Below are 23,823 nucleotides of genomic sequence, written 5' to 3'. Positions count from 1 at the left end.
ACACCATGAACAAACTGATGAGCGCCGCGGCCGTAGCAGCCGCTGCCGCCGCGGGCGCCGTTCTACTCGGCACGCCCGCCGCGCAGGCTGCAGGCTATCCCGACAAACCCGTCACGATGATCGTGCCCTTCGTGCCGGGCGGCTCCTCCGATATCACTGCGCGCTCGGTTACGCCGGGGCTGTCCAAAATCCTGGGGCAGACCTTCGTGGTCGAGAACAAGCCCGGCGCCAACAGCGCCATCGGCGCCCAGGCGCTGGCCCGCTCCACCCCCGATGGCTACACGATGATGGTGGGCTCGATCGGCACGTTCGCCATCAATGAAGCCCTGTACAAGAACCTGTCGTACAACCCCAGCAAGGATTTCGAATACCTGACGCAGGCCGTGCGCAATCCCAATGTGCTGGTGGCCGCGCCCACGTTTCCCGCCAGCACCGTTGCCGAGCTGGTCGATTACGCGAAGAAGAATCCGGGCAAGGTGTCGTATGCATCCTCGGGCACGGGCTCATCGGACCACCTGTCCGCCGTGCTGTTCCGCCAGCGCACGCAAAGCACGGGGGTGGACGTGCCTTACCGCGGTGGCGGCGCAGCGATCGCCGACCTGATCGGCGGACAGGTCAACGTGTCGTTCCAGAACCTGGGCGCGGTCCAGACCCACATCAAGGCCGGCAAGCTCAAGGCGCTGGCCATCACGGGCGACGCCCGCGCAGCCGACCTCCCCGACGTTCCCACGCTGGCGGAAGCCGGCATCAAAGACATGGTGGTGTACTCCTGGCAAGGGTTTGCCGTGCCCAAGGGGACACCCGCAGCCATCGTCCAGCAATTGTCCAAGGCTTTGCAAACCGCCCTGCGCGATCCCCAGACGGAGAAGACGCTACAAGGCCTGGGCTTCGAGGTGGTGGCCAATACGCCTCAGCAGTTCACGGCGTTCCAGCAGGCAGAGGTCAAACGCTGGAAGGACGTCATCCAGAAAGCCAATATCCAGCTTGAATAAGACCGGAATCGGGCTGCGGGGTGTCCCTGGGGACATCCTGTCTGCCTGGATCAAGCCCGGATCAAGTAGCATCAATGTTTTGCCACCCACCTGTACGACAACATGACCACCAAGCATCGCATCATCCAGGTCGGCTCGCTGGCCGGTTCCCCCTACGCCAACAAGAGCCTCGCAGACAACTACGACGTGGTCGAACTGTGGAAATACCCGGACCGCAAAGCCGCGCTGGCCGAGCATGGCAAGGGCGTGACCGCGGTCGTCACGTCGGCCACCTATGGCGCCAACGCCGAACTCATCAACGCCCTGCCCGACCTCAAGGCCATCTGCAGCTGGGGCGTGGGCTACGAGACCATCGACATCCAGGCCGCCAAGCAGCGCGGCGTGCAGGTCAGCAATACGCCTGACGTGCTGACCGACTGCGTCGCGGACCTCGCCTGGGGCCTGCTGATCGCCGGCGCGCGCCACATGGGCCAGGGTGAACGCTTCGTGCGCGCGGGCCAATGGGGCCAGGTGCACGGCGGCATCCCGCTGGGATTGCGCGTCAGCGGCAAAAAGCTGGGTATCGTCGGCCTGGGCCGCATCGGCGAAGCCATTGCGCGCCGCGGCATGGGCTTCGACATGGACGTGCGCTATCACAACCGCCGCAAGCGCGATGATGTCGAGTACGGCTACGAAGCCTCGCTCACCGACCTCGCCAAGTGGGCCGATTTCCTCATCGTGGCGACCGTCGGCGGCCCCAGCACGCGCCATCTGGTGAACCGCGAAGTGCTGGAGGCGCTGGGCCCCACCGGCATCATCGTCAACATCGCGCGCGGCCCCGTCATCGACGAGACCGCGCTGGTCGCAGCGCTGGAGAACGGCAAGCTGGGCTGCGCAGCGCTCGACGTGTTCGAGCACGAACCCAAGGTGCCCGAAGCCCTCATCAAGAGCGACCGCGCCGTGCTGTTGCCGCACATCGGCAGCGCCACGCTGGAAACCCGTGTGGCAATGGAGAACCTGATGCTGGACAACCTGCGGGCGTTCTTCGAGACCGGCCGCGTCATCACGCCGGCGGAATAACCCGCCAACGGCCGCGGCGCTCAAATGAAAAAGCCTCTCGGCGCCCATACCGAGAGGCTTTCGACTTTCCGGCCCCCGCGGGAATCGGAAGTCGTTTGCGCAAAGGAACTACCGGGCCAGATGGCCCTCAGTGCTTACTTCGCCGGTGTCGCTGCGCCGGAACCATCCGGCTTCGCGGCTCCTCCCGACTTGCCCGCCGCCGGCTTGGCAGAGGTCTTGTCGGACTTGTGATGCTTGTGCTGCGCGTGGGTCTTGGTTTCACCCGTCTTGGACGTGGCATCGGCGCCCGCCGCGAACGCAGAAGGCGCAGCAGCAAGACCGAGGCACAAGGCCGAGGTGGATAGGAACGCAGCGATACGGGAGTGAGTCGTCATTTCATGAACTCCTGAATGTAAAGGGCAAAGCCCTTTTTCCGACACGGGGCGGCAACATCGCCTCTAGGGTTACTTCACCCTAACCCGTTCCCGTTTGAACCGGGCCGCTTCGGAAGGTTCAGCACGGAACCAGAAAATTTCGGCCGCTAACGCTTCGAAATAATCTGCGCGCGGACGTTCAACTCTCGAACGCCAGCAACGCCACCGTCGCAAACAACATGAGCGCGAAGCAGGCTCTCAGCTTGCGTTCAGGCAGGCGATAGGCAAGCTTCACGCCGACAGGCACGAAGAGCAGGCTGCCCAGGGCCAGCGGCACGCCTACCAGCCAGTTCGCCTGCCCCGCCCACGAATAGGTGATCAAGGCGATGGTCGAGCCGGGAATCACCATGCTCAGCGCCAACGCCTGAGCGGTGGTCTGCGGCAGCCGGAACACGGTGGTGATGATGGGTACCGCCAATACCGCGCCGCCTACGCCGAAGAATCCGCCCAAGGTGCCGCACAGTATGCCCAGCACGCTGGCGCGGCGCGGCGTGAAGACCGGCGCGACGCCCTTGGCCGCCGGCTTGCGCGCGGCGGTGGGACGCGAGGCGCGCCAGGTCTGCCATACATAGAACAGCGCGATGAAGAACAGGAAGACGGCGAAGCTGCGGCGCAGGAGGCCGGAATCTATGCCCAGTGCCATCTGCGCGCCGACCCACGTAAACACGACCGCTCCGGCGGCTCCCGCCAGCGCCACGCGCTTGTCGATACGGGTCTGCTGGTTGTACTTGCGCACCGCCATCATGATGGTGGGCAAAACCATGATGAGCGCCGTGCCTTGCGCCAGTTGCTGCGACATCCCCATCAACAGCACCAGCGCCGGTATCGCGATCAGGCCGCCGCCAATGCCCAGCACGCCGCCCATGAAACCGATCAGGCCGCCCGCGGCCAGGCACGCGGCGATAACTAACAGACTCACGTCTTGCTCCAGCAGACCCTGCCGCTACCCGGCAGGGCAATCAATGTACGGTTTCAAACCTGCGCAGGCCGCCGGCATCAGCCGGCGCCCGCGTCAGCGCAATTTATCGAGCGCGGCATCCAGCCGGTCCACGGCCCAGATCTCCAGCCCTTCGATGGGCTGGCGCGGCGCATTGGCCTTGGGAATCAGGGCGATTGAAAACCCCAGCTTGGCCGCTTCGCGCAAGCGTTCCTGCCCGCGTGGCGCCGGCCGGATTTCGCCTGCCAGGCCGACTTCGCCGAAGGCAATCAGCCCGCGCGGCAATGGCTTGTCCCGCAGCGAAGACATGATGGCCAGCAGTACCGGCAAATCGGCCGCGGGCTCGGTGATGCGCACGCCGCCCACCGCGTTGACGAAGACGTCCTGGTCAAAGGTGGAGACGCCGGCGTGCCGGTGCAGCACCGCCAGCAGCATCGCCAGGCGGTTGCCTTCCAGGCCCACGGTCAGGCGGCGCGGATTGGGCGCGTGCGAGCTGTCGACCAATGCCTGGATTTCCACCAGCAGCGGTCGCGTGCCTTCCTGCGTGGCCATCACGCAGGAACCCGCGACCTGTTGTTCATGCTGCGACAGGAACAGCGCGGACGGATTGGCCACGCCCCGCAGTCCGCGATCCGTCATGGCGAAGACGCCCAGCTCGTTGACCGCTCCGAAACGGTTCTTGAAGGCGCGCACCAGGCGGAACGACGAGTGCGTGTCGCCCTCGAAATACAACACGGTATCGACGATGTGCTCCAGCACCCGCGGCCCGGCCAGCGCGCCGTCCTTGGTGACGTGGCCGATCATGACGATGGCGATGCCCGTCTGCTTGGCCAGGCGCGTGAGCTGCGCCGCGCATTCGCGCACCTGCGAGACCGAGCCCGGAGCGGCGGTCAGCTCGCCGCTGTACAGGGTCTGGATCGAGTCGATGACGGCCACGGTGGGCTTCTGCTCCGACACCGCAGCCTGGATCGACTCCAGCCTGATCTCGGCCAACAGGTTCACGTTGCCGGTTTGCAGGCCCAGCCGCCGCGCGCGCAGGGCGACCTGCTCGGCGGATTCCTCGCCGGTGACATACAGAACGTTGGTGACTTCGGACAACGAGGCCAGCGCCTGCAACAGCAAGGTGGATTTACCGATGCCGGGATCGCCGCCGATCAACACGACGGCGCCGGCCACCAGGCCGCCGCCCAAGACGCGGTCGAACTCTTCCAGCCCCGTAGGCTGGCGCGGTGTTTCGCGGGCTTCGATTTCGGACAGGCTGCGCACCGGGCTGGCGGCCGCCAGCGGCGCGTAGCGATGGGAGGCAGCGGCGGGCGCCGATGACTCCACGGTTTCTTCCAGCGTGTTCCAGGCGTTGCAATGCGGGCATTTGCCCTGCCACTTCGGGGTGGTGCCGCCACATTCGGCGCACACGTATACGGTTCGGGATTTGGCCATGCGCGAAAGTGTACCGGCAAGCCAGGGCGCCGGCGCGCGGCGTGCCCGCACAAAACGCGCGCTTTTATCCAGGCATGCCCCAAGGCGGTGCGCCAATCTGTCATTCTGCTTTCAAAAACAGGGACGCGCCAAAGTTACATGATGCAAATTCAAGAAATTCTCTGGCGGATTTCTCCAAATCGCGCATAATCATCAAGTGCAGCGCATTGACGAACCGTCCGGCCCAGGACGGCATACCCGCCGCCACGCGCCCTCGGGTGCGGCAGCGGGAATCGCGGCGCAATCACCCGCGGCTTTCCAGGAAGCCGCCTAAACCGGAACAGGACCCGAGCTACGACGAGACCGCCGGACCACCGGCGCGGCGCGCGCAGAGGTCAGACGCGGATACGCCTTGCCACCAGGCGTATGCGCGAGGAGTACGCGCATGAGCATTACCTATCGCCCCCCTTTCGATGAAGACGATGAACGGGATCTGCGCGCCTTGTACCGTAGGCCCGGGCCCGGAGCCAGTCCCGAACTGGACGCAGCGGTGCGCCGCAGCTGGCATCCCGGCCATAGTTGGCACCCGGCCTGGGGCGCCGCCGCCTGCGCCGCCATGGTCTTCGGCCTGTTCGCCTGGACCGAAATGCGCGAAGCCCAGGACCTGACCGAGCAGAACACACCGGTTATCGTCCCCCACGAAACGGGGACAAGCCCGGACCGCCCTGCCGCACTCCTCTCCGCGCCGCCGGAAGCATCCGCTGAACAAGCTGCGCCCGTCACCGCGCGCGTGGCCGCGCCGCAAGAAGCCGCGGCGCAAGAAGCCGCTCCGGCCCAGGAAGCCAGCGCCACCGAACAGCCGGCCGCCGAACCCGCCCAGCCGGAAGAGCCCGCCCTCAGCGAACGGGACATCGAGGCCCGCGTGACCCATATCCGGGCCCTGGTACGCGAGGAACAGCAGGAAGAAGCCATCCAGGCCCTGCGCGAATTGCAGCAGGCCGCGCCCGACCAGGCGCTGCCCGACGACCTGCAGGAACTGGCTCAACAGATCCCCTCCTGAACGCCGCCAGCCGCCTCCCATTGATTCAACAAGGCCGATGGGAGGCGGCGCGCGATATCGCTCCCGGCGCGGCTCGGCTTCTTGCTAACATAGCCGCCATGAGTCCGAGCTTCCACCACCGCAATCTTCCCCATCTGCTGCTCTACGCGCGCGAGACGCTGATGGCGCACTTCCGGCCCATCCTGCATGCCGCGGGCGTCACCGAGCAACAATGGCGGGTGCTGCGCACCCTGAGCGAGGTGGGCTCCATGGAACCCAACCAGATTGCCCGCACCTGCCAGATTCTCAGTCCCAGCCTGACGCGCATGCTGGCGGGCATGCAGGAACAAGGCCTGATCAAGCGCACGCGGTCCAGCGCCGATCAGCGCCGCCAGGAAATCTCGCTGACCCCCAAGAGCAACAAGCTCATCGACCGCATGCGTCCGCAGGTGGATGCGAAGTACCAGGAAATCGAGGCCCGGATCGGCAAGGAATTGCTGGACCGCCTGTACCGCGACGTCGACAGCATGGTCGAGCTGTTCAAACGCGAACCGTCCGACTCGCGCGCCTCCGAAGAAACCTGATCAGGCCGGCACCGGGAAGATCGCGTTGATCTGCCCCGTGCCTGAACTGGCGAAGTAGTCGGTGACGATCTCCACCGGCTTATCGTAGCCATCCCAACCCAGCAGGCCCAGCAGCATCGCGGTATCGTGCATGCCGCCCTCGCCCACGCACAGGTCGGCGTATTCGGGCAGCATGGCGCAGAAGCTCTTCCAATCGCCCTGGCGCCACAAGTCCACCACCCGCAAATCCACCTGCCGGAAGAACTCGCGGCTAATCTGGTGCATGGCGGCTTCGGGGCTGCCGTTATCGTTGAAACGATGCGACAGCGAGCCGCTGGCCAGCACCGCCACGCGGCTGTCGCTGGCCTCGATAGCCTGGCGCAGGGCGGCGCCGAAACGTCGGCTATCGTCCAACGAGTGCCAGGCGCACCACGCGGCAACCGACACGACGCTGAAGTGCCCGTCGCCGTTCATGTAGCGCATCGGCACCAGCGTCCCGTACTCCAGTTCCAGGCTGTCGATTTCATGCGAGCGCGTGCCCACGCCGGCCGCATTCGCGCATTCGGCGATCCGACGCCCAAGCTGCGGATTGCCGCGGTAGGCATAGTCCATATCCTTGATGAAATGCGGCAGTTCGTTGCTGGTGTAGCGGCCCTTGAAACCGCTGTTGCAGTTCACGTGATAGCCGCCGTTCACCAGCCAGTGCACGTCCAGCACCACGAACGTGTCCACGTCCAGGTCGCGGCAGCGCTGGCCGATGATCCGATGTCCCTGGATCGCGGCCTCCCTGCACCCCTGGTGTTTGCCAGGCAGTTCCGAAAGATACATGGACGGCACATGCGTTACCTTGGCCGCCAGCGCGAGCTTGCCCATGATGCTAGTCTCCTCGTTCTTGTGGTTCGGTGCCGGAGTCAGACGCCCCATCTGGGAATGTGGTGGCTGCCCATGGACACGCAGACGTTCTTGATTTCGGCAAAGACCTCGTAACTGTATTCGCCGCCCTCGCGTCCCGTGCCCGATTCCTTGGTTCCGCCGAAGGGCTGGCGCAGATCGCGCACGTTCTGGCTGTTGATGAACACCATGCCGGCTTCGATGCCCCGGGCCAGACGGTGCGCCCGGCCGATGTCGCTGGTCCAGATGTAGGACGCGAGGCCATATTTGACGTCGTTGGCCAGCGCCAGGCCCTCGGCCTCGTCTTTGAACGGCAGCAGGCAGGCGACCGGACCGAAGATCTCTTCCTGCGCGCAACGCATCCGGTTGTCCACGTCCGCCAGCACGGTGGGCCTGACGAAATTGCCGCCCGCCAGATGGGCCGGCAAGCCTGTGGGCCGGTCCGCGCCACCGGCCAATATCCGCGCGCCTTCCTGCTCGGCCAGGCGGATGTAGCCCGTGACCTTTTCCCAGTGCTGGCGCGTGATCATCGCGCCCACATGGGTACCGTCGTCGGTCGGGTCGCCCACCGCCAGGCGTTCCGCGCGTTCCGCGAACCGGCGCACGAAGTCATCGTAGACGGTCTGCTGGATGAAGATGCGCGAACCTGCCGTGCAACGTTCGCCATTGAGCGAGAAAATGGTGAAGAGCGCGGCGTCCAGCGCCCGCTCCACGTCCGCGTCGTCAAAAATCAGTACGGGGGATTTGCCGCCGAGTTCCATCGAGTATTTCTTCACGCCGCCTGCGCTGGCCAGAATCTTCTTGCCCGTCACGGTGCCGCCCGTAAACGAAATCGCGCGCACGCCAGGATGGCGCACCAGCGCGTCGCCGGCAGTCGCGCCATATCCCTGCACCACGTTCAGCACGCCGGCGGGTATGCCTGCCTCCAACGCCAGCATGCCCAACTGATCCGCCGTCAGCGGTGAAAGCTCGGACATCTTCAGCACGGCAGTATTGCCCAGTGCCAGACATGGCGCCGTCTTCCAGGTGGCCGTCATGAACGGCACGTTCCAGGGCGACACCAGCGCGCACACGCCCACCGGCTGATACAAGGTGTAGTTCAGCATCTGGTCGTCCACCGGATAGGTGTGGCCATTCATGCGCGTGCAGACCTCGGCGAAGAAATTGAAGTTCTCCGAGGCGCGCGGAATCAATTGCTTGCGCGTCTGCGAGATGGGCAGCCCGGTATCGCGGGTTTCCAGCTCGGCCAGCTGCGGTACGTTCTGGTCTATCAACTCGCCCAGCCTGCGCATCAGCCGCGCGCGCTCCTTGGCGGGCGTATTGGCCCATTTTGGAAAGGCCTCGGCCGCAGCGGCGACGGCCGCGTCGATCTCGGCCTGACCGCCCGCGGCCACCTCCGCTATCGCTTCGCCAGTGGCCGGGTTGCTCGTGATGAAGCGGTCGTTGCTGTCGACCTGCTTGCCGTTGATCCAGTGCTTGATGCTCACATGCGGCTCCTGACGCCGGGGTGGCCGGCGCAAATATAATTAACACGTTAACGTTATGCTTGCCGAATCCCGCTGTCAACGTCGGGAAACCCCCAAGCAGGTCAGCCCGTCCAAGCCCTCCCGCGGATTGTTACCGCCGGGCTTTTTCATTAATATAGTTAACATGATAATTACATTCGGTGGAGCGAGGCATGCCCCATATCTGGATTGAGTACTCGGGCAACCTGGCCCTGGATACGCAGACGCTGATGCGTACGGTGCAGGATGCCGCCGTGGGCGATGGCAGCCTGTTCCCCCTGGCCGGCGCGCGTACGCGCGCGCTGCGTGTGGACGATTGCCTTATCGTCGACGGACATCCCGACAATGCCTTCGTCCATGTCGTCCTGCGCATCGGCCATGGCCGCAACGCTGAACAGAAGGCCGCGCTGGGCGAACGCGTGTTTCAGGCGTTGACCGCCGTGCTCGCGCCACAGATGGCGGCACGCCCCTTGGGCATCTCGATGCAGATCGAAGAAGCCGATCCCGTGCTGAACTACAAACTCAACAACTACCGTGAACATCTGGCCGCGCGGGCCGCGGCAGCCGCGGCGCCATGGCCGCGGACCGTGGTGGGCGCCGCGCTGAACACGCGCCAGGCGCTGGCCGCAATGGGCGACACCGTGGACGCGCCCCCGTACAAGGCCGCTCCCAAGGCACCGGTGCTCTACATCAAGCCCGCCAATACCTACGCCCGGCATGGCGCTGTCATCAGCCTGCCGGCGGACGTGGACGAAGTCGAGATAGGCGCCTGCCTGGGTGTGGTGTTCGCCCGCCGCGCCACCCGCGTGAGCGAAGCCGAGGCGCTGGACTACGTGGCGGGCTACCGCGTCGTGGCCGACCTGTCCGTTCCTCACGCCAGCTACTTCCGGCCGGCTCTCAAGCAGAAATGCCGCGACGGCTTCTGCCCCATCGGACAAGACCTGGCACCCGCCGCCGACGTCACGGATCCCGACGCGCTGGACATCGAAGTCCGCATCGACGGCCAGGTGGCGCAACGCGCCAGCACCGCCGACCTGATCCGTCCCGTCGCACGGCTGATCGCCGACGTCACCCAGTTCATGACCCTGGAAGCCGGGGACATCCTGCTGATGGGCGCTCCCCACGGCGCGCCGCGCGCACGCGCGGGCCAGCGCTACGACATCAGCATCTCGCGGGTCGGCACACTGGGCAATCCGCTGGCCGCGGCCGGCGCTGCCCGATAAACCACGGAGTCCGCCATGAAACATGCTCGCATCTCCCTGGACGGCGTCATCCATGCCGCCACCGAAGCCGCTCCGGGACAGCTCCGCCTGGCCGACGGGCGCGTCTACGCCGAAGAGGCCGTGCAATGGTTACCGCCCTTCGAACCGCGCACCACTTTCACGCTGGCGATCAACTACGCCGACCACGCCAAGGAACTCGCTTTCAAGGCCCCGGACGAACCGCTGGGCTTTCTCAAGGCGGCCAATACGTTTGTCGGCCACCGCGCCCAGACCTTGCGCCCCGCCGACGTCGCCTTCATGCATTACGAATGCGAGTTGGCCGTGGTCATCGGCAAGACCGCCAGCAAAGTCAGCCGCGAGCAGGCCTATGACTGCGTGGCCGGCTACACCGTAGCCAACGACTATGCACTGCGCGACTACCTGGAAAACTGGTACCGCCCGAATCTGCGCGTGAAAAGCCGCGACACCTGCACGCCGCTAGGCCCCTGGCTGGTGGACCGCGACGACGTGCCCGATCCCATGAATTTGAATCTGCGCACCACGGTCAACGGTGTCGAGACGCAGCGCGGCAATACCCGCGACATGGTGTTCGACGTGCCCGCATTGATCGAGTATTTCAGCGGCTTCATGACGCTTTCACCGGGCGACCTGATCCTCACGGGCACACCTGACGGCATCGTCAACGTCCAGCCCGGCGACGAAGTCGTGACAGAAATCGAAGGCATAGGGCGGCTCGTCAATACGCTGGTCCCCTTTCCCAACTGACCCCGATCCCCCCTACTACTGGAACCCAGATGCTAGACAACAATACCGTGCGCGCCATCGCCGCGCGCCTGCACGAAGCCGAACGCACCCGTCAACAGATCCGCCAGATTTCGCTCGAGTACCCCGACATCGCCATCGCCGACGCCTACGCCATCCAGCGCGCCTGGATGGACATCAAGCTGGCCGAGGGCCGCGTCAAGCGCGGGCACAAGATCGGCCTGACCTCGCGCGCCATGCAGCAGGCGTCGCAGATCGACGAACCCGATTTCGGCATGCTGCTGGACGATATGTTCTTCGACGACGGCGCTGATATCCCCGCCGGCCGCTTCATCCTGCCGCGCCTGGAAGTCGAACTGGCCTTCGTGCTGGGCAAGCGCCTGCAAGGTCCGGGCGTCACGCTGTTCCAGGTTTATGACGCGGTCGACTACGTGATCCCGGCGCTGGAGATCATCGACGCGCGATCGCACAGCATCGATCCCGACAGCAAGCGCCCCCGCAAAGTGTTCGACACCATTGCCGACAACGCGGCGAACGCCGGCGTCGTGATGGGCGGGCGGCCGGTCAAGATCGGTGAACTGGACCTGCGCTGGATCGGCGCCATCCTGTCGCGCAACGCCGTCATCGAGGAAACCGGCGTGGCCGCGGGCGTCTTGAACCATCCCGCCAATGGCGTAGTATGGCTGGCGAACAAGCTGGCCGCCCACGACGTGGCGCTGGAAGCGGGAGAGATCATCCTGTCGGGTTCCTTCACCCGCCCGGTGCTGGCCCGCCCTGGCGATACCTTCAACGTCGACTATGGCGTGCTGGGTTCCGTCAACTGCCATTTCATCTGACCGCTCCCCATCCATGGACATATTGACCAACACTTTCAAACAGGCCTTGCGCAGCGGCAAGCCCCAGATCGGCCTGTGGGCAGGCCTGGCGAACGCCTACTCCACCGAGATCATCGCCGGCGCCGGTTTCGACTGGCTGCTGATCGACGGCGAGCATGCCCCCAACACGCTGCAGACCACTCTGGCGCAGCTGCAATCGATGGCCGCGTACCCAGTTGCGCCGGTGGTGCGGCCAGCCTGGAACGACGCGGTGCTCATCAAGCAGATCCTGGACACGGGCGCGCAAACACTGCTGGTGCCCATGGTGCAGTCCGCCGAAGAAGCGGCCGCCGCCGTCGCCGCCGTGCGTTATCCGCCGCAAGGCGTGCGCGGCGTGGGCAGCGCGCTGGCCCGTTCGTCGCGCTGGAACCGCATTCCCGACTACCTGCGCCGCGCCAACGACCAGATGTGCGTGCTTGTGCAGATCGAAACGCCACGCGGCGTCGAGGCGCTGGAAGAAATCCTGGCGGTGGACGGCGTGGACGGCGCCTTCATCGGCCCGGCCGACCTGTCGGCCAGCATGGGCTACCTGGGCCAACCCGAACATCCTGAAGTGACCAAGGCGATCGACGATGCCATCCTGCGCATCGTGCGCAGCGGCAAAGCCGCAGGCATCCTGCACAGCGGCGTGGACCAGGCCAGGCACTACCTGTCGCTGGGCGCCACCTTCGTGGCCGTCGGCGTCGACGCCACCCTGCTGGCGCGCGCGGCCGAGCAGTTGGCGGGCCAGTTCAAGAACGCGGCCGCGCCTGCGGCAGCCAAAGGCCCTTACTGAGGCAGACGCCGGGGCAGGCCCCGGCCTGTCTCACCCCTGCGCCAGGAACTCGCGCACCGCGGCGTTGAACAATGACGGACGCTCCAGGTGCGCGGCATGCCCGCAATCCGGCAGCACGCAAAGGCTGCCATGGGACAACGCCGCGCGCAGGGCCATGGCCGAAGCGAGTGGATGGCTGCGTTCGTATTCGCCGGATATGACCAGCACGGGTGCACGCACGGCAGCCAGCGCCTGCGTGTAGTCCACGCCGTGCACCGCAGCCATCATCGAAGCGGCCCCGGCCGCGCTCATGGACATGCCGTCTTCGAGGCAGGCCGCGTAAGCAGGCGCCTGCTCTCCTTCCCGGAACCAGGATGCCAGCACGCGGCGCGCCGTGGCCCGCGGACCGTCCGCGCGCAGCCGCGCCAGCGTCTGGTCCAGGGGTTCGAAGCGCAAGGCCGGATCCACCCGCAGGCCGGCGCCATACAGCACCGCCCGTCCCACTCGACCGGGAACCGCGCACAGCAACTGCTGCGCAACGAAGCCGCTGAATGAATGCCCCAGCACGTCAAAGCCGTCGATACCCAACTCGTCCGCCAGCATGACGATCGCGTCCGCATAGGCGGGCAACCCGTGCAAGGGCTGCGTCATCGCGTCGCGCCCGAAGCCGGGCCAATCGGGCGCAATCACGTCGCACCCTGGCGCAAGCGCGTCGGCCAGAGGCCCCCAGATCGCGGACGACGAGCAGAAGCCGTGCAGCAGGAATAGCGGCCGGCCCGAGCCGCGGCGTCTGAATTCCATGACGACTCCTCAGTTATCCAGCACCACCCCTGATTCACGCACGACCGCCTGCCATTGCGGCGCTTCGTTGCGCCAGCTCGCGGCGAACGCCGCGGGCGTATCCTGCCCAGGCACGAAGCCGCCGGCCAGGAACGCCTGGCGGACTTCCGGCAAGGCCAGCACCTCATGCAAGACTTCGGCAAAGCGCGCCACGCGCTCGGGCGGCGTGCCCTTGGGTGCGGCAAACCCCCACCAATTGCCCTGCACGACGTCCGGCATGCCGGCCTGGGCGGCGGTGGGCACATCGGGCAGACCGGCAAAGCGTTCAGGCGCCGCCACGGCCAGGGCACGCACCCTGCCCTGCGGCATGTAGGCGGCTGCAATGCTATAGCCGCCGATGTACATCTGTATCTCGTTGGCCAGGAGGGCCTGCACGCCAGGGGAGGATCCACGGTAGGCGATGTGCGTCATGCCCGCCCCCATGGCCTGAGAGAGGCGGTAGCCGGACAAGTGCGGCGTGGTGCCCATGCCAGGAGATCCATAGTTCAGCTTGCCGGCGTGGGCCCGCGCATACTGCGCAAACCGGGCGTAGTCCGTCGCGGGCACCTCCGCGCTGACGTAGACAAAGGCGGGCACGTCTGCCAGCTTGCCCACCGGCTCCAGATCGGTCAATGGATCGAAGCCCAGCTTGCGGTACAGGAACTGGTTGATGACGAAATTGTTGGTCGCGCCCAGCACCAAGGTGTAGCCGTCGGGCTTGGCGCGCGCCACTTCCAAGGCGCCGATGTTGCCGCCGGCGCCGGTCTTGTAATCGACGATCAGAGGCTGGCCGAGGCGCTTTTCCAGGAGCGGCTGGATCTGGCGCATGGCCACATCGCCCGCCGCTCCAGGCGCATAGGGCAGCACGATGCGGATGGGATGATCGGGATACTGCGCCCGAGCAGCCAGCGGCGAGGCCGCCGCGCCCAAGGCAAGCAAAACGGATACGGCGCAAGTCCGGTACGTCATAGTGGTCTCCCTGGCCCGCGGGCGGCGCCCGCGCATGCGCCGGCCTCGGGGCCGGCGGCTTTCTGGCGAATGCTACAAGTCGATGCGCATCAGGTCGTGAGCCAGCCGCAGCGGACCCGTATAGTTCTTGCGGATGTCGGCCACGATCTCATCCATCAGGTGCGGCCCCATCAGCTCCACGGGCAGATGCTTGGCGGCGGCACGCTTGATCACCGGGCTGGTCGAATCGAAATGGCCGAAGTGCGTCGCCACCAGGCTTTTGACGCCCGCCCGGCTGGCGATGATGCCCAGGTCCGTGGGACTGGTGTGCGCATACGTGCCCACGCCGGTCTTGGCGCGATGCGCGATGAACGATTCGGGGAACGTGCACTCATGGATCAGCAAGTCGGCGTCTTGCGCCAGCCGCACCATGGCTTCACAGGGCGCGGTATCGCCGCTGAACGCAATGACCTTGCCTTCCGCCTCCACCCGCACGCCGAAGCATTCACACACATCGCGCGGAATGTGTTCCACCCAGTCGACCGAAATGCGCACCCTGCCGTCGTCGAATACCGGGCCGGGACTGACTTCCCGCACTTCGGGCCGCATGGCTTCCAGGTTGGCCTGGCGCACGGGATAGGCGCTGCGCGCCTGGTAGTCGGTATGGTAGGCGCCGTTCTCGAACAGGTGATCGACGAAATGGCGCGTGCCCTTCGGCCCCAGCACCAGCGGGGCGCCCGTCTTGTTGAGCATCCAGCTGGAGATAACGAAGTAGGGATAGTCGCAAATGTGGTCGTGGTGCAGGTGCGTCAAGAACACGAAGCCGACCTTGGCGGGATCGACATTGGCGCGCACCATCTGGCGGGTGGCGCCTTCGCCGCAATCGAACAGGTAATGGGTATCGTCATCCAGCGTCAGAAGGATGGCGGACTGGCCCCGGTCGGGATCGGGCAGCGCGGCGCCGGTTCCCAGCATCGTGATCTTCATGTTTTCCCCTTTATGCAGGACGGTTGAACTGCGGTCCAGTATAGGTATGGGGTGCATACAATCTAATCAATTATTAGAATGCTGTGATAACCAACAGGAATTGCAAAAAACCATGGCGGCCACCCCCAGGATTCCGGAGCTGCACCATATCGGCGGGCGCCTGCGCATGCGCCATCTGGATTTGCTGCGGGCGCTGTACGCGCTGGGCAGCGTGCACAAGGCCGCCGCCGAGCTCGGCATGACGCAGCCCGCCGCCAGCAAGCAGTTGCTGGAACTGGAAGACATGTTCGGCGTGCCGCTGTTCCAGCGCACGCGCCGGGGCATCGTGCCTACGGGATTCGGCCACGCGCTGGCCCGCAAGGCCGACGTGCTCTGGTCCGACCTGTCCGGCGCCCGCAACGAAATCGCGGCTTTGGCCGCGGGTGCCAGCGGACGGATCCGCGTCGGCGTGCAACAGGTAGCCTTGCCCGTGCTGGTGCCGCGTGCTCTGCAGCGCCTGCGCGCCGATCATGCCGGCGTCACCGTCATGCTGCAGGAAGGCGCGCACGACATGCTGCTGGCGGGCCTGACACGGGGCGAACTCGACTGCGTGCTGGGGCGCCTGATGCTGGATGCGACGCAACCCGTGTTCCGGACCGAAGTGCTATACGAAGAACCCATATGCGTCGTGGCTCGCGTAGGCCATCCGCTGGCCAAGTCCACCCGCATCACGGCTGCCGCCCTGGCGCGGCAAGATTGGATTCTGCCGCCGCCGCAAGCCCCGCTGCGCCAGCGCATCGACGCCTACTTCGCCGAACAAGGGCTGACGCTGCGCGCACCCATGGCGGAGTCGGTTTCATTGCTGGCCAACGAAGTGTTGCTACGCAGCAGCGACCTGCTATCCGCCATGCCGCGCGCCGTGGCGCAGCACTATGCCGCGCTGGGAGTGCTGGCGATCCTGAGATTCCGCCCCGATTGGAACCTGCCGCCGGTTGGGGTGGTGCAGCGCGCCCAAGTCGAGGCGGCGCCGGCGCTGTTGCGATTTCTGGATGCGTTGCGCATGGAAGCCGGCGCACTGGGAGCCTGAGGCCTGGCTACACGCGGGCAGCAAAAAGCGCGCCGAAGCGCGCTCGCGGCAATCGTCGGGAGCGCTTTGCGCCCCGCTCGGGCGTTCTAGGAACGTCCGCCCAGGCTGCCACCGCCGTCGACGCCCAACACCTGTCCGGTAATGAAGCCGGCGTCGTCCGACAACAGGAAGGCGATCGCGGCCGCCACTTCGGCGGGCGTGCCCAGGCGCTTCATGGGCACGGAGGCCAACGCCCGCTTTTCGGCGTCGCTGCCGGCCGGACGCGTGGCGCGGAACATCTCGGTTTCGATCGGACCCGGCGCGACCGCGTTGGCGGTAACGCCGTATTCAGCCAGTTCCAGCGCCCAGGTACGCGTGCAGCCCACCAGCGCGCTCTTGGCTGCCGAATAGGCGGTGCGTTCCAGGCCGCCGTGGATGGCTCGGCTGACCACGTTGACGATGCGCCCGGCGCGACGCACTTTCATGGATTCGATGAATGCCTGGGTGACTTGCACCGCCACGCGCACGTTCAAGTCGAGCACGTTGTACAGCGTGGCCAGGTCGATTTCGCCCAGCGGCTGAGGCGATACGATGCCCACGTTGTTGACCACGGCATCGACCGGAAATTTCTCGCGGATCTCACGCAGCACTTCCTCCGTGCGGCCGGCATCCGCCAGGTCACAGGCGTAGAGATAGCCCGGGAAATCCACATCGGTGGTGTTGCGCGCGATGCCAACCACATGACAACCCATGTCGGACAACCGCTGAGTAAGCGCCCAGCCTATGCCTTTGGTGGCGCCCGTGACGAGCACGCATTTGTCCTTCATGGATTGAAACCTCGCAGTCTGTTTTCTTGGTCAAAAACGGGCGCTTGAGCGCCCGGTCTTCCAAGTAGACACCATCCGGCGCCACCTGTCTTGTAAATTGCGTAGCAATTCTTGCCTGCCGGACAGCCCCGCTCGGCGGGAAGGCCCTGCCCGTTCAGACGTCCCGGGTCACGGGAACGCGCGGCGCCAGGGCGCACAGCAGCTCGTAGCCGATGGTGCCGGCAGCCTGGGCGACTTCGTCCACGGAGGGGCCTTCCTCGCCCCAGAGCGACACGGGCGAACCCACGCCGGCCGCGGGAACCGGCCCCAGGTCGACGATCAGCATGTCCATGGAAACACGCCCCACCAACTGGGTACGGATGCCCACCACGACCACGGGCGTGCCTGTGGTGGCGTGACGCGGATAGCCGTCGGCATAGCCGCAAGCCACGATGCCGATACGCATGGAACGGTCGGCCCGGAAGATGGCGCCGTAACCGACCGAATCACCGGCCTTCAGGTCCTGCACGGCGATGATTTCCGAACGCAGCGACATCGCGGGTTTCAGACCAAAGGAAGCCGCTTCGGCGTCCGCGAACGGCGATGCGCCATACAGGCATATGCCCGGGCGCACCCAATGCGCCTGGGTTTCCGAGGCGACGGCGATCTCGGCAAAGCGCAGCGTGGCGGCTGAATTGCAGACGCTGATGGCGCCCGGCATCTTATGCGTCACCGAATTGAACACCGCCAGTTGCTCGTTCACGCCCTGCGGGCCATCCGCACATGCGAAATGGGTCATTTTGCCGACCGAGCCCAGCACGCCCTGTTGTTGCAGCAGCATGGCGCGCTCGTGTGCGGCGCCGTAGGCGGCGGGACTGAAGCCCAGGCGGTTCATGCCGCTGTTCAGCTTGAGCATGATGTCGACGCGGCGCGAGAAGCGCGCGCGAGCCAGCATGTCCAGTTGCTCGCGGTTGTGCACGGTGGTGCTCAGGTGATAGCGGTCGACGATATCCAGATCGGAGGGCTCGAAAAAGCCTTCCAGCAGCAGGATGGGGCCACCCCAACCCGCCTCGCGGCAGCGCACGGCCTCGTCCAGGTCCAGCATGGCCAGGCCTTGCGCCTTCGAGAAGCCGGCAACGGCCTGCTCGATGCCGTGGCCATAGGCATTGGCCTTGATGACCGCCCAGATCGAGGGCGGCAGGCCGGCCGCCGCGGCTGCGGTCTGGTCCAGGTGGCGACGCACGGCCGCTAGGTTGTGCGCAAGCGCGGAAACGGAGACAGTGGCGGAGATTGGACGCGGCATGGTGTGGAATCCTGTGGCGCTTAAGTCTAACTGATCCGCACCGCCGGCGGCATTGGGTTGTGTCACTGGAATGTGACTACTCTAAAATGGATCGGTCCAGGCCCCCGGGGCCAGATCCGCAAGACCATCCATGCCCATCGATCACTACGAAAATTTCCCCGTCGCCTCGCTGCTGCTGCCGCGCAGGCTGCGCGGCGCCGTGACCGATATCTACCGGTTCGCCCGCGCCGCGGACGATATCGCCGATGAAGGCAGCGCCACGGACGAGGAACGGCTGGCCCAGCTGGCCGCGTTCCGGGCGGAACTGCACCGCATCGGCGCCGAACCGGGCACGACGCCCGAACCCGGCTCGCCCGAGCTGGCCGGCATCTTCATGCCGCTTGCAGCCACGATCGCGCGCCACCAGTTGCCGATCACGCCGTTCTACGACCTGCTGTCCGCCTTCGAGCAGGACATCAGCGTCAAACGCTACGAAGACTACACCACGCTGGCCGACTATTGCACCCGCTCCGCCAATCCAGTGGGCAGGCTGATGCTGCACCTGTTCGAGGCCACCAATCCGCAAAACGTAAGCGAGGCAGACGCCATCTGCACCGGCCTGCAGCTGGTGAATTTCTGGCAGGACGTGCGGGTAGACTGGCACAAACACCGCGTCTACCTGCCGCAGGAGGACCTGCGGCGCCATGGCGTGACGGACGAAGACCTGGCCGCCTGCCGGCTCACCCCAGCCTGGCGCGACTTGATGGCCTTTGAAGTCGAACGCGCCCGCGCACTGCTACACTTCGGCGCTCCGCTGGCGCGCCGCCTGCCGGGCCGCATGGGCCTGGAGCTGCGCCTGGTGGTGCAAGGCGGGCTGCGCGTGCTGGAGCGTATCGAGGCGGGCGGCTACGATGTATTCATGAATCGCCCCGAATTGGGCGCCAAAGATTGGGCCATCATGATGTGGCGCGCAATTACCTGATATGACCCCTGACGAATACTGCCAGGAGAAAGCCGCCAAAAGCGGTTCCAGCTTCTACTACTCGTTCCTGTTCCTGCCGCCCGAGCGGCGGCGCGCCATTACGGCGCTGTATGCGTACTGCCGCGAAGTGGACGACGTGGTGGACGAATGCACCGATCCCTCGCTGGCCCGCGTCAAGCTGGCCTGGTGGCGCACGCAGGTCGACCAGATGTTCAACGGCAATCCGGACCATCCGGTCACCCGTGCCCTGCAGCCGCACCTGCAAAGCTGCGCGATCACGCGCGAACGCCTGCTGGCCGTGATCGACGGCATGGAAATGGATCTGGACCAGACCCGCTACCTGGACTGGCCGGGCTTGCGCAAGTACTGCTGGCACGCCGCCGGCGTGGTGGGCGAGCTGTCCGCCGGCGTCTTCGGCTATTCCGACCCCAAGACCCTGGTCTATGCTGAAAAGCTGGGGCTGGCGTTCCAGATGACCAACATCATCCGTGACGTGGGCGACGACGCGCGCCGAGGCCGCATCTACCTGCCCGTCAACGACATGCAGCAGTTCGAAGTCAAGGCCTCGGACATCCTGAACGGCGAATATTCCGAGCGCTTCAGCGCCTTGATGAAGTTCCAGGCCGAACGCGCCCGGGAGCTCTATCGCGAGGCCATGAGCAATCTGCCCGAGGCCGACCGCCGGGCGCAGCGCCCGGGCCTGATGATGGCGGCGATCTATCACGCGCTGCTCGACGAGATCGAGCGCGACAACTGGCAGGTGTTGCACCAGCGCATTTCGCTCACCCCTTTGCGCAAGCTGTGGCTCGCCTGGAAGACCTGGGTGGGCGGCGGACGCGGACTGGTCCGCCGGTTGGCCCGGTGAAGGCCGCGGTCATCGGCGCCGGCTGGGCCGGTCTGGCAGCAAGTGTGGCCCTGCGCGAAGCGGGCGCCAAGGTCACCGTGTTCGAAGCCGGCCATACCCCCGGCGGACGCGCCCGACGCGTGTTCCACACGGATTTCGACGCCCCGCTGGACAATGGCCAGCATCTGCTTTCCGGGGCCTACAAGCACACGCTGGCGCTGATGCGCCGCGTGGGCCGCAATCCGGACGCCTTGCTGATGCGCCGCCCCCTGCAATTGGCCTCCCTGGACGGCCGCTTCCGCCTGGCCGCGCCGCGGCTCCCCGCGCCGCTGCACATGGCCGTGGCGATCCTGCGCGCGCGCGGCCTGGCCTGGAAGGACCGCGTCGCGGCCCTGCGGCTGATGCGGGGCCTGAAAGCCATGTCATGGACACCGCCGCGCGACTGGACCGTGCTGCACCTGCTGCACTACCACGCGCAGTCGGACGCGTTGATCCGCCAAATCTGGGAACCGCTCTGCCTGGCCGCGCTGAACACGCCGGCTGCCACGGCCAGCGCCGCGCTGTTCGCGCGCGTGCTGCGCGACAGCCTGACCGGCAGCCGCGAAAACAGCGACATGCTGCTGCCTTGCACCGACTTGTCCGCGCTGTGGCCCGATGCGGCGGCGCGCCAGGTGACCATGCGCTATGGCAGCACCGTGCGCCAGCTTCGCCCCTCCAAAGAGGGCATCGACATCAACCAGGAACGATTCGACGCAGCCGTACTGGCAGTGCCGCCGGCCTTCGCCGCGCGCCTGCTGGAGACCCCGCTGCGGGAGGCCGGAGCCACCGGGCTGCTGAACGCGCTCAAGGCTTTCGAGTACATGCCGATCGCCACCCTGAACCTGCGGCTGCAGGATCCCTGGCGCCTGCCCGAGCCCATGATGATGCTGCGCGAAGAATCCGCCCGCGACCACTACGGCCAATGGCTGTTCGACCGCGCGCAACTGGCCGGCGACACCAAGGCCGGCGAACTGGCCGTGGTGACCAGCGCAGCCACCGGCATCGCGGAACGCAACCGCCAACAGGTGATCGAAGCGCTGATCGATCAGGTGGCCGAGCAAGCCGCGCGCCACCCCGCGCGCCTGCCAGCCATGCCCGAAGTGTCGGCGGCGGAACTATTCATCGAAAAGCGGGCGACTTTCGCGGCGGTGCCGGGGCTGACCCGCCCGCTGAATTCCACTCCCTGGCCCACGCTGGCGCTGGCCGGCGACTGGACCGACACGGGCTACCCGGGCGTGCTGGAAGGCGCCGTGCAGAGCGGCCTGCAGGCCGCCCGTGTGTTGAATCCCGGCGCGGCCTGAGGCCCGCGCGTGCTCGCCAGCCCTAGCGCAAGAGACTGGCGGTCGCCAAGCCGGCCGCCGTCAGCAACAGCGACCCTGCCAGGCTGAAGCCGGCATATCCCAGCGCGCTGGCGTAGGCGCCCCGCTCCAGCATCGACACGGTCTCGGCCGAAAACGTCGAGAACGTGGTCAGCCCTCCCATGAAACCCGTGATAGCGCCCAGGCGGATCCAGGCCGGCCATTCGGGATGCCCTGCCACCAGTGCCAGCACCAGGCCGACCAGATAACCGCCGGCCAGGTTCACCGCGAACGTTCCCCATGGCCAGGACTCCACGTTCAGCCACATGCCGACCAGCCACCGGACCCACGCGCCCAACATGGCGCCCACGCCCACGGCAAGGAAATTCAGGGGAATTAGGGTTTGATAAGCGGACATCGGTCTTCAGGACGTCTTGTGCTGTTTGAGGCGGAAGGAAAAAACCAGCAGGAGTATGCCAAAGAAGACGGCGTAGAGCCCGATGACCCAGACCAGCGCCAGCGCGCCCGCGCCCGGCTGCATGATCATCATGCCGCCGAACAGGATGGACACCAGCCCAGACAGGCCGAGCAGCCATTCGTTGCGGATGTCCTTGCGGAATCGGATCGCGGCGACGATCTGGAACACGCCGGACACCAGCGCCCAGATCGCGATGATGTACAGCAGGACCAGCGCCGTCAGGCCGGGATAGACGAAAGTGACGATGCCCGCCGCGATGCCCAGCAGGCCCACGACGATAAGCGCCCACAGCGGCTTGCCGTTATCGCGGATGCGCACGCCGGCAACCAGGGCCAGCACCCCGTCGACCAGCGCGAATGCGCCCCATACCAGCACCAGCGCAGACAGCGTGATGGCAGGCATGAGCAAGGCCATGAGCCCGAACAGGATGGCGACGACGCCGCGCAATGCCACCCACCCCCAATGACGACCGATCTGATCCACGACTTGCTGCTCAAGCATGACGACCTCCGGTGTTTGTAACGGGTGGCCTATCTTATCCCCGCTGGCGGACCGGCGCCACGGCCCGCCTTCCCGCCCCGAGGCGCCAATCCCGAAATCGATTGAAATCCCCTTCCGGCAAAAACAGCGGCATTTATAAGAGTCATTCTCATTAAATGTTAGAATCCGCGGGCTTTCACCCGATAACCCATGGACAGTCCAACCACTCCCCGCCGCCGGGCCTATTGGCTCAAGACGCTGCACCAATGGCATTGGATCAGCTCGGCGCTGTGCCTGCTGGGCATGCTGTTGTTCGCGGTGACCGGCCTGACCCTGAACAATGCCTCGCACATCGAGGCCAAGGCTGTCGTGACCAGCCGCGAGGCGCGCTTGCCCGTAGCGGTCCTGCAGCAACTCTCTCCCCCACCCGCCCAGAAAAAGGCGCCGCTGCCCGCGCCCGTCGCCCAGTGGCTGGACGATACGCTGGACACCGCCGCCGCCGGCAAGCCGGCGGAGTGGTCCGCCGACGAGGTCTATCTGTCCCTGCCACGCGCTGGCGGCGATGCCTGGCTGTCCATCGACCTGGCCAGCGGCGACGTCGAGTATGAGCGCACCGATCGCGGCTGGATCTCGTACCTCAATGATCTGCACAAGGGTCGCAACACGGGCCTGGCATGGAGCTGGTTCCTGGACATCTTCGCCGTCGCCTGTCTGGTCTTTTCGCTGACCGGGCTGGTGCTGCTGAAGATGCACGCCGGCAACCGTAGCGCGACCTGGCCCATGGTTGGCCTGGGCGTTGTGATCCCCGTCGTGCTGGCCCTGCTTTTCATTCATTGATTCCAACGATCCGCCCCTGGAGACTTCCATGCGCAAGCTGTTGTTGTCGGCCCTGCTGGCCGGCCTGATCGCCCGAACGGCCCAAGCGGCCGACATCGGCCTGTCCATTGAGGTTCCGCGCCTGGATGTCGCGGAGTACCACCGTCCCTACGTCGCGATCTGGATCGAGAATCCCGACCAGAGCGTGGCGACCGACCTGGCCGTCTGGTACGACGTGGCCAAGAAGAACAACGAAGGCACGGAGTGGCTCAAGGACATGCGCCAGTGGTGGCGCCGCAGCGGCCGCAATCAGCAATTCCCGGTGGACGGCGTCAGCGGCGCCACCAAGCCGGTGGGCAAGCATGCGCTGCGTTTTGACGCGGCTAGCAAGCCACTGTCCGGACTGAAACCCGGCCAGTACGCCGTGGTGGTCGAAGCGGCGCGCGAAGTCGGCGGCCGCGAGCTGCTGCGTATCCCCTTCCAATGGCCGCCGCAAAAGGCCGAGCAGTTGACGGCGCGCGGCGAACACGAACTGGGCGCCATCGCGCTCGACCTGAAACCCTGATTCTC

Annotated in this window: 26 protein-coding genes; 14 read left to right on the top strand and 12 right to left on the bottom strand. The window is 66.0% G+C overall.

What is annotated here, in order from left to right:
• Positions 1 to 5: 5 nt before the first annotated feature.
• The gene (locus CEY08_RS29285; RefSeq protein ID WP_063640360.1) at positions 6 to 992 is read left to right on the top strand and encodes a Bug family tripartite tricarboxylate transporter substrate binding protein; all 987 of its coding nucleotides are present in this window, start codon (positions 6 to 8) and stop codon (positions 990 to 992) included.
• 102 nt (positions 993 to 1,094) lie between these two features.
• Positions 1,095 to 2,051, top strand: coding sequence for a 2-hydroxyacid dehydrogenase (locus tag CEY08_RS29280; RefSeq protein WP_063640361.1), 957 nt, complete (start codon positions 1,095 to 1,097; stop codon positions 2,049 to 2,051).
• Between the two features lie 134 nt (positions 2,052 to 2,185).
• On the opposite strand, the gene CEY08_RS29275 is transcribed toward CEY08_RS29280, so the two are convergent.
• The 3 genes from CEY08_RS29275 to radA all read right to left on the bottom strand — a co-directional run bounded on the left by CEY08_RS29275 (position 2,186) and on the right by radA (position 4,838).
• The gene (locus CEY08_RS29275) at positions 2,186 to 2,425 is read right to left on the bottom strand and encodes a hypothetical protein (protein WP_042794207.1); all 240 of its coding nucleotides are present in this window, start codon (positions 2,423 to 2,425) and stop codon (positions 2,186 to 2,188) included.
• A 178-nt stretch (positions 2,426 to 2,603) separates the two neighbouring features.
• Positions 2,604 to 3,383, bottom strand: a complete 780-nt coding sequence (locus CEY08_RS29270; RefSeq protein ID WP_076814408.1) for a sulfite exporter TauE/SafE family protein — start codon at positions 3,381 to 3,383, stop codon at positions 2,604 to 2,606.
• A gap of 93 nt (positions 3,384 to 3,476) precedes the next feature.
• Positions 3,477 to 4,838 (bottom strand): DNA repair protein RadA, encoded by a 1,362-nt coding sequence (gene radA, locus CEY08_RS29265; protein ID WP_042797182.1) that lies wholly within the window; start codon positions 4,836 to 4,838, stop codon positions 3,477 to 3,479.
• A 424-nt stretch (positions 4,839 to 5,262) separates the two neighbouring features.
• Here radA and CEY08_RS29260 point away from each other — a divergent pair, with 424 nt between their 5' ends.
• Both CEY08_RS29260 and hpaR read left to right on the top strand, forming a co-directional pair.
• Positions 5,263 to 5,877 carry a hypothetical protein gene (locus CEY08_RS29260; protein ID WP_076814411.1) on the top strand — a complete coding sequence of 205 codons (615 nt, stop codon included), beginning with the start codon at positions 5,263 to 5,265 and terminating at the stop codon, positions 5,875 to 5,877.
• A gap of 98 nt (positions 5,878 to 5,975) precedes the next feature.
• Positions 5,976 to 6,440, top strand: a complete 465-nt coding sequence (hpaR, locus tag CEY08_RS29255) for a homoprotocatechuate degradation operon regulator HpaR (protein ID WP_063640362.1) — start codon at positions 5,976 to 5,978, stop codon at positions 6,438 to 6,440.
• Here hpaR and hpaD read toward each other — a convergent pair whose 3' ends face one another.
• A complete protein-coding gene (gene hpaD / locus CEY08_RS29250; RefSeq protein WP_042794211.1) occupies positions 6,441 to 7,292 on the bottom strand; it encodes a 3,4-dihydroxyphenylacetate 2,3-dioxygenase in 852 nt (283 codons plus the stop codon).
• Positions 7,293 to 7,330: 38 nt separating this feature from the next.
• On the bottom strand, positions 7,331 to 8,797 hold the full coding sequence (gene hpaE, locus CEY08_RS29245; protein ID WP_076814413.1) for a 5-carboxymethyl-2-hydroxymuconate semialdehyde dehydrogenase: 1,467 nt from the start codon (positions 8,795 to 8,797) through the stop codon (positions 7,331 to 7,333).
• Positions 8,798 to 8,988: 191 nt separating this feature from the next.
• On the opposite strand from hpaE, the gene CEY08_RS29240 reads away from it, so the two are divergent.
• Genes CEY08_RS29240 through hpaI form a run of 4 tightly spaced genes read left to right on the top strand, consistent with a single transcriptional unit; the run spans position 8,989 to position 12,450 of the window.
• Complete coding sequence (locus CEY08_RS29240; protein ID WP_076814415.1) at positions 8,989 to 10,038, top strand: fumarylacetoacetate hydrolase family protein; 1,050 nt, start codon at positions 8,989 to 8,991, stop codon at positions 10,036 to 10,038.
• 15 nt (positions 10,039 to 10,053) lie between these two features.
• Positions 10,054 to 10,803 (top strand): fumarylacetoacetate hydrolase family protein, encoded by a 750-nt coding sequence (locus tag CEY08_RS29235; protein ID WP_076814418.1) that lies wholly within the window; start codon positions 10,054 to 10,056, stop codon positions 10,801 to 10,803.
• A gap of 29 nt (positions 10,804 to 10,832) precedes the next feature.
• Positions 10,833 to 11,636: a 2-oxo-hept-4-ene-1,7-dioate hydratase gene (gene hpaH / locus CEY08_RS29230; protein ID WP_042794215.1), complete on the top strand. Its 804-nt coding sequence runs from the start codon at positions 10,833 to 10,835 to the stop codon at positions 11,634 to 11,636.
• 13 nt (positions 11,637 to 11,649) lie between these two features.
• On the top strand, positions 11,650 to 12,450 hold the full coding sequence (gene hpaI, locus CEY08_RS29225; RefSeq protein ID WP_076814420.1) for a 4-hydroxy-2-oxoheptanedioate aldolase: 801 nt from the start codon (positions 11,650 to 11,652) through the stop codon (positions 12,448 to 12,450).
• 30 nt (positions 12,451 to 12,480) lie between these two features.
• On the opposite strand, the gene CEY08_RS29220 is transcribed toward hpaI, so the two are convergent.
• The 3 genes from CEY08_RS29220 to CEY08_RS29210 form a co-directional block, all read right to left on the bottom strand.
• Entirely contained in the window at positions 12,481 to 13,230 is a 750-nt protein-coding gene (locus tag CEY08_RS29220; RefSeq protein ID WP_076814422.1) for an alpha/beta fold hydrolase, read from the bottom strand.
• Positions 13,231 to 13,239: 9 nt separating this feature from the next.
• On the bottom strand, positions 13,240 to 14,217 hold the full coding sequence (locus CEY08_RS29215) for a Bug family tripartite tricarboxylate transporter substrate binding protein (RefSeq protein WP_042794218.1): 978 nt from the start codon (positions 14,215 to 14,217) through the stop codon (positions 13,240 to 13,242).
• 72 nt (positions 14,218 to 14,289) lie between these two features.
• A complete protein-coding gene (locus CEY08_RS29210) occupies positions 14,290 to 15,183 on the bottom strand; it encodes an MBL fold metallo-hydrolase (RefSeq protein ID WP_042794219.1) in 894 nt (297 codons plus the stop codon).
• 112 nt (positions 15,184 to 15,295) lie between these two features.
• Here CEY08_RS29210 and CEY08_RS29205 point away from each other — a divergent pair, with 112 nt between their 5' ends.
• Positions 15,296 to 16,249, top strand: a complete 954-nt coding sequence (locus CEY08_RS29205) for a LysR substrate-binding domain-containing protein (protein WP_063640368.1) — start codon at positions 15,296 to 15,298, stop codon at positions 16,247 to 16,249.
• Between the two features lie 86 nt (positions 16,250 to 16,335).
• On the opposite strand, the gene CEY08_RS29200 is transcribed toward CEY08_RS29205, so the two are convergent.
• The gene (locus CEY08_RS29200; protein ID WP_042794220.1) at positions 16,336 to 17,055 is read right to left on the bottom strand and encodes an SDR family oxidoreductase; all 720 of its coding nucleotides are present in this window, start codon (positions 17,053 to 17,055) and stop codon (positions 16,336 to 16,338) included.
• 154 nt (positions 17,056 to 17,209) lie between these two features.
• Entirely contained in the window at positions 17,210 to 18,337 is a 1,128-nt protein-coding gene (gene alr, locus CEY08_RS29195; protein ID WP_076814425.1) for an alanine racemase, read from the bottom strand.
• Between the two features lie 130 nt (positions 18,338 to 18,467).
• Between alr and hpnC the strand changes: the two genes are divergently transcribed.
• Genes hpnC through hpnE form a run of 3 tightly spaced genes read left to right on the top strand, consistent with a single transcriptional unit; the run spans position 18,468 to position 21,482 of the window.
• Positions 18,468 to 19,298 carry a squalene synthase HpnC gene (hpnC, locus tag CEY08_RS29190; protein WP_076814427.1) on the top strand — a complete coding sequence of 277 codons (831 nt, stop codon included), beginning with the start codon at positions 18,468 to 18,470 and terminating at the stop codon, positions 19,296 to 19,298.
• Position 19,299: 1 nt separating this feature from the next.
• Positions 19,300 to 20,163, top strand: a complete 864-nt coding sequence (gene hpnD, locus CEY08_RS29185) for a presqualene diphosphate synthase HpnD (RefSeq protein ID WP_063961960.1) — start codon at positions 19,300 to 19,302, stop codon at positions 20,161 to 20,163.
• The gene (hpnE, locus tag CEY08_RS29180) at positions 20,160 to 21,482 is read left to right on the top strand and encodes a hydroxysqualene dehydroxylase HpnE (protein ID WP_076814429.1); all 1,323 of its coding nucleotides are present in this window, start codon (positions 20,160 to 20,162) and stop codon (positions 21,480 to 21,482) included. The genes hpnD and hpnE overlap by 4 nt, the downstream gene beginning before the upstream one ends.
• 22 nt (positions 21,483 to 21,504) lie before the next feature.
• On the opposite strand, the gene crcB is transcribed toward hpnE, so the two are convergent.
• Complete coding sequence (gene crcB / locus CEY08_RS29175) at positions 21,505 to 21,897, bottom strand: fluoride efflux transporter CrcB (RefSeq protein ID WP_063640370.1); 393 nt, start codon at positions 21,895 to 21,897, stop codon at positions 21,505 to 21,507.
• Between the two features lie 6 nt (positions 21,898 to 21,903).
• Positions 21,904 to 22,458: an HdeD family acid-resistance protein gene (locus CEY08_RS29170; protein WP_042794227.1), complete on the bottom strand. Its 555-nt coding sequence runs from the start codon at positions 22,456 to 22,458 to the stop codon at positions 21,904 to 21,906.
• 189 nt (positions 22,459 to 22,647) lie between these two features.
• Between CEY08_RS29170 and CEY08_RS29165 the strand changes: the two genes are divergently transcribed.
• Together CEY08_RS29165 and CEY08_RS29160 are read left to right on the top strand one after the other, a co-directional pair.
• Positions 22,648 to 23,274, top strand: coding sequence for a PepSY-associated TM helix domain-containing protein (locus CEY08_RS29165; protein ID WP_042794228.1), 627 nt, complete (start codon positions 22,648 to 22,650; stop codon positions 23,272 to 23,274).
• A 28-nt stretch (positions 23,275 to 23,302) separates the two neighbouring features.
• A complete protein-coding gene (locus CEY08_RS29160) occupies positions 23,303 to 23,818 on the top strand; it encodes a DUF2271 domain-containing protein (protein ID WP_063640372.1) in 516 nt (171 codons plus the stop codon).
• Positions 23,819 to 23,823 lie beyond the last annotated feature (5 nt).

The sequence above is a fragment of the Achromobacter insolitus genome (assembly GCF_002209555.1).
GTDB lineage: Bacteria > Pseudomonadota > Gammaproteobacteria > Burkholderiales > Burkholderiaceae_B > Achromobacter > Achromobacter insolitus.
Note: the sequence above shows the minus strand (reverse complement) of the source record. Positions and strands in the feature narration are given on the sequence as shown.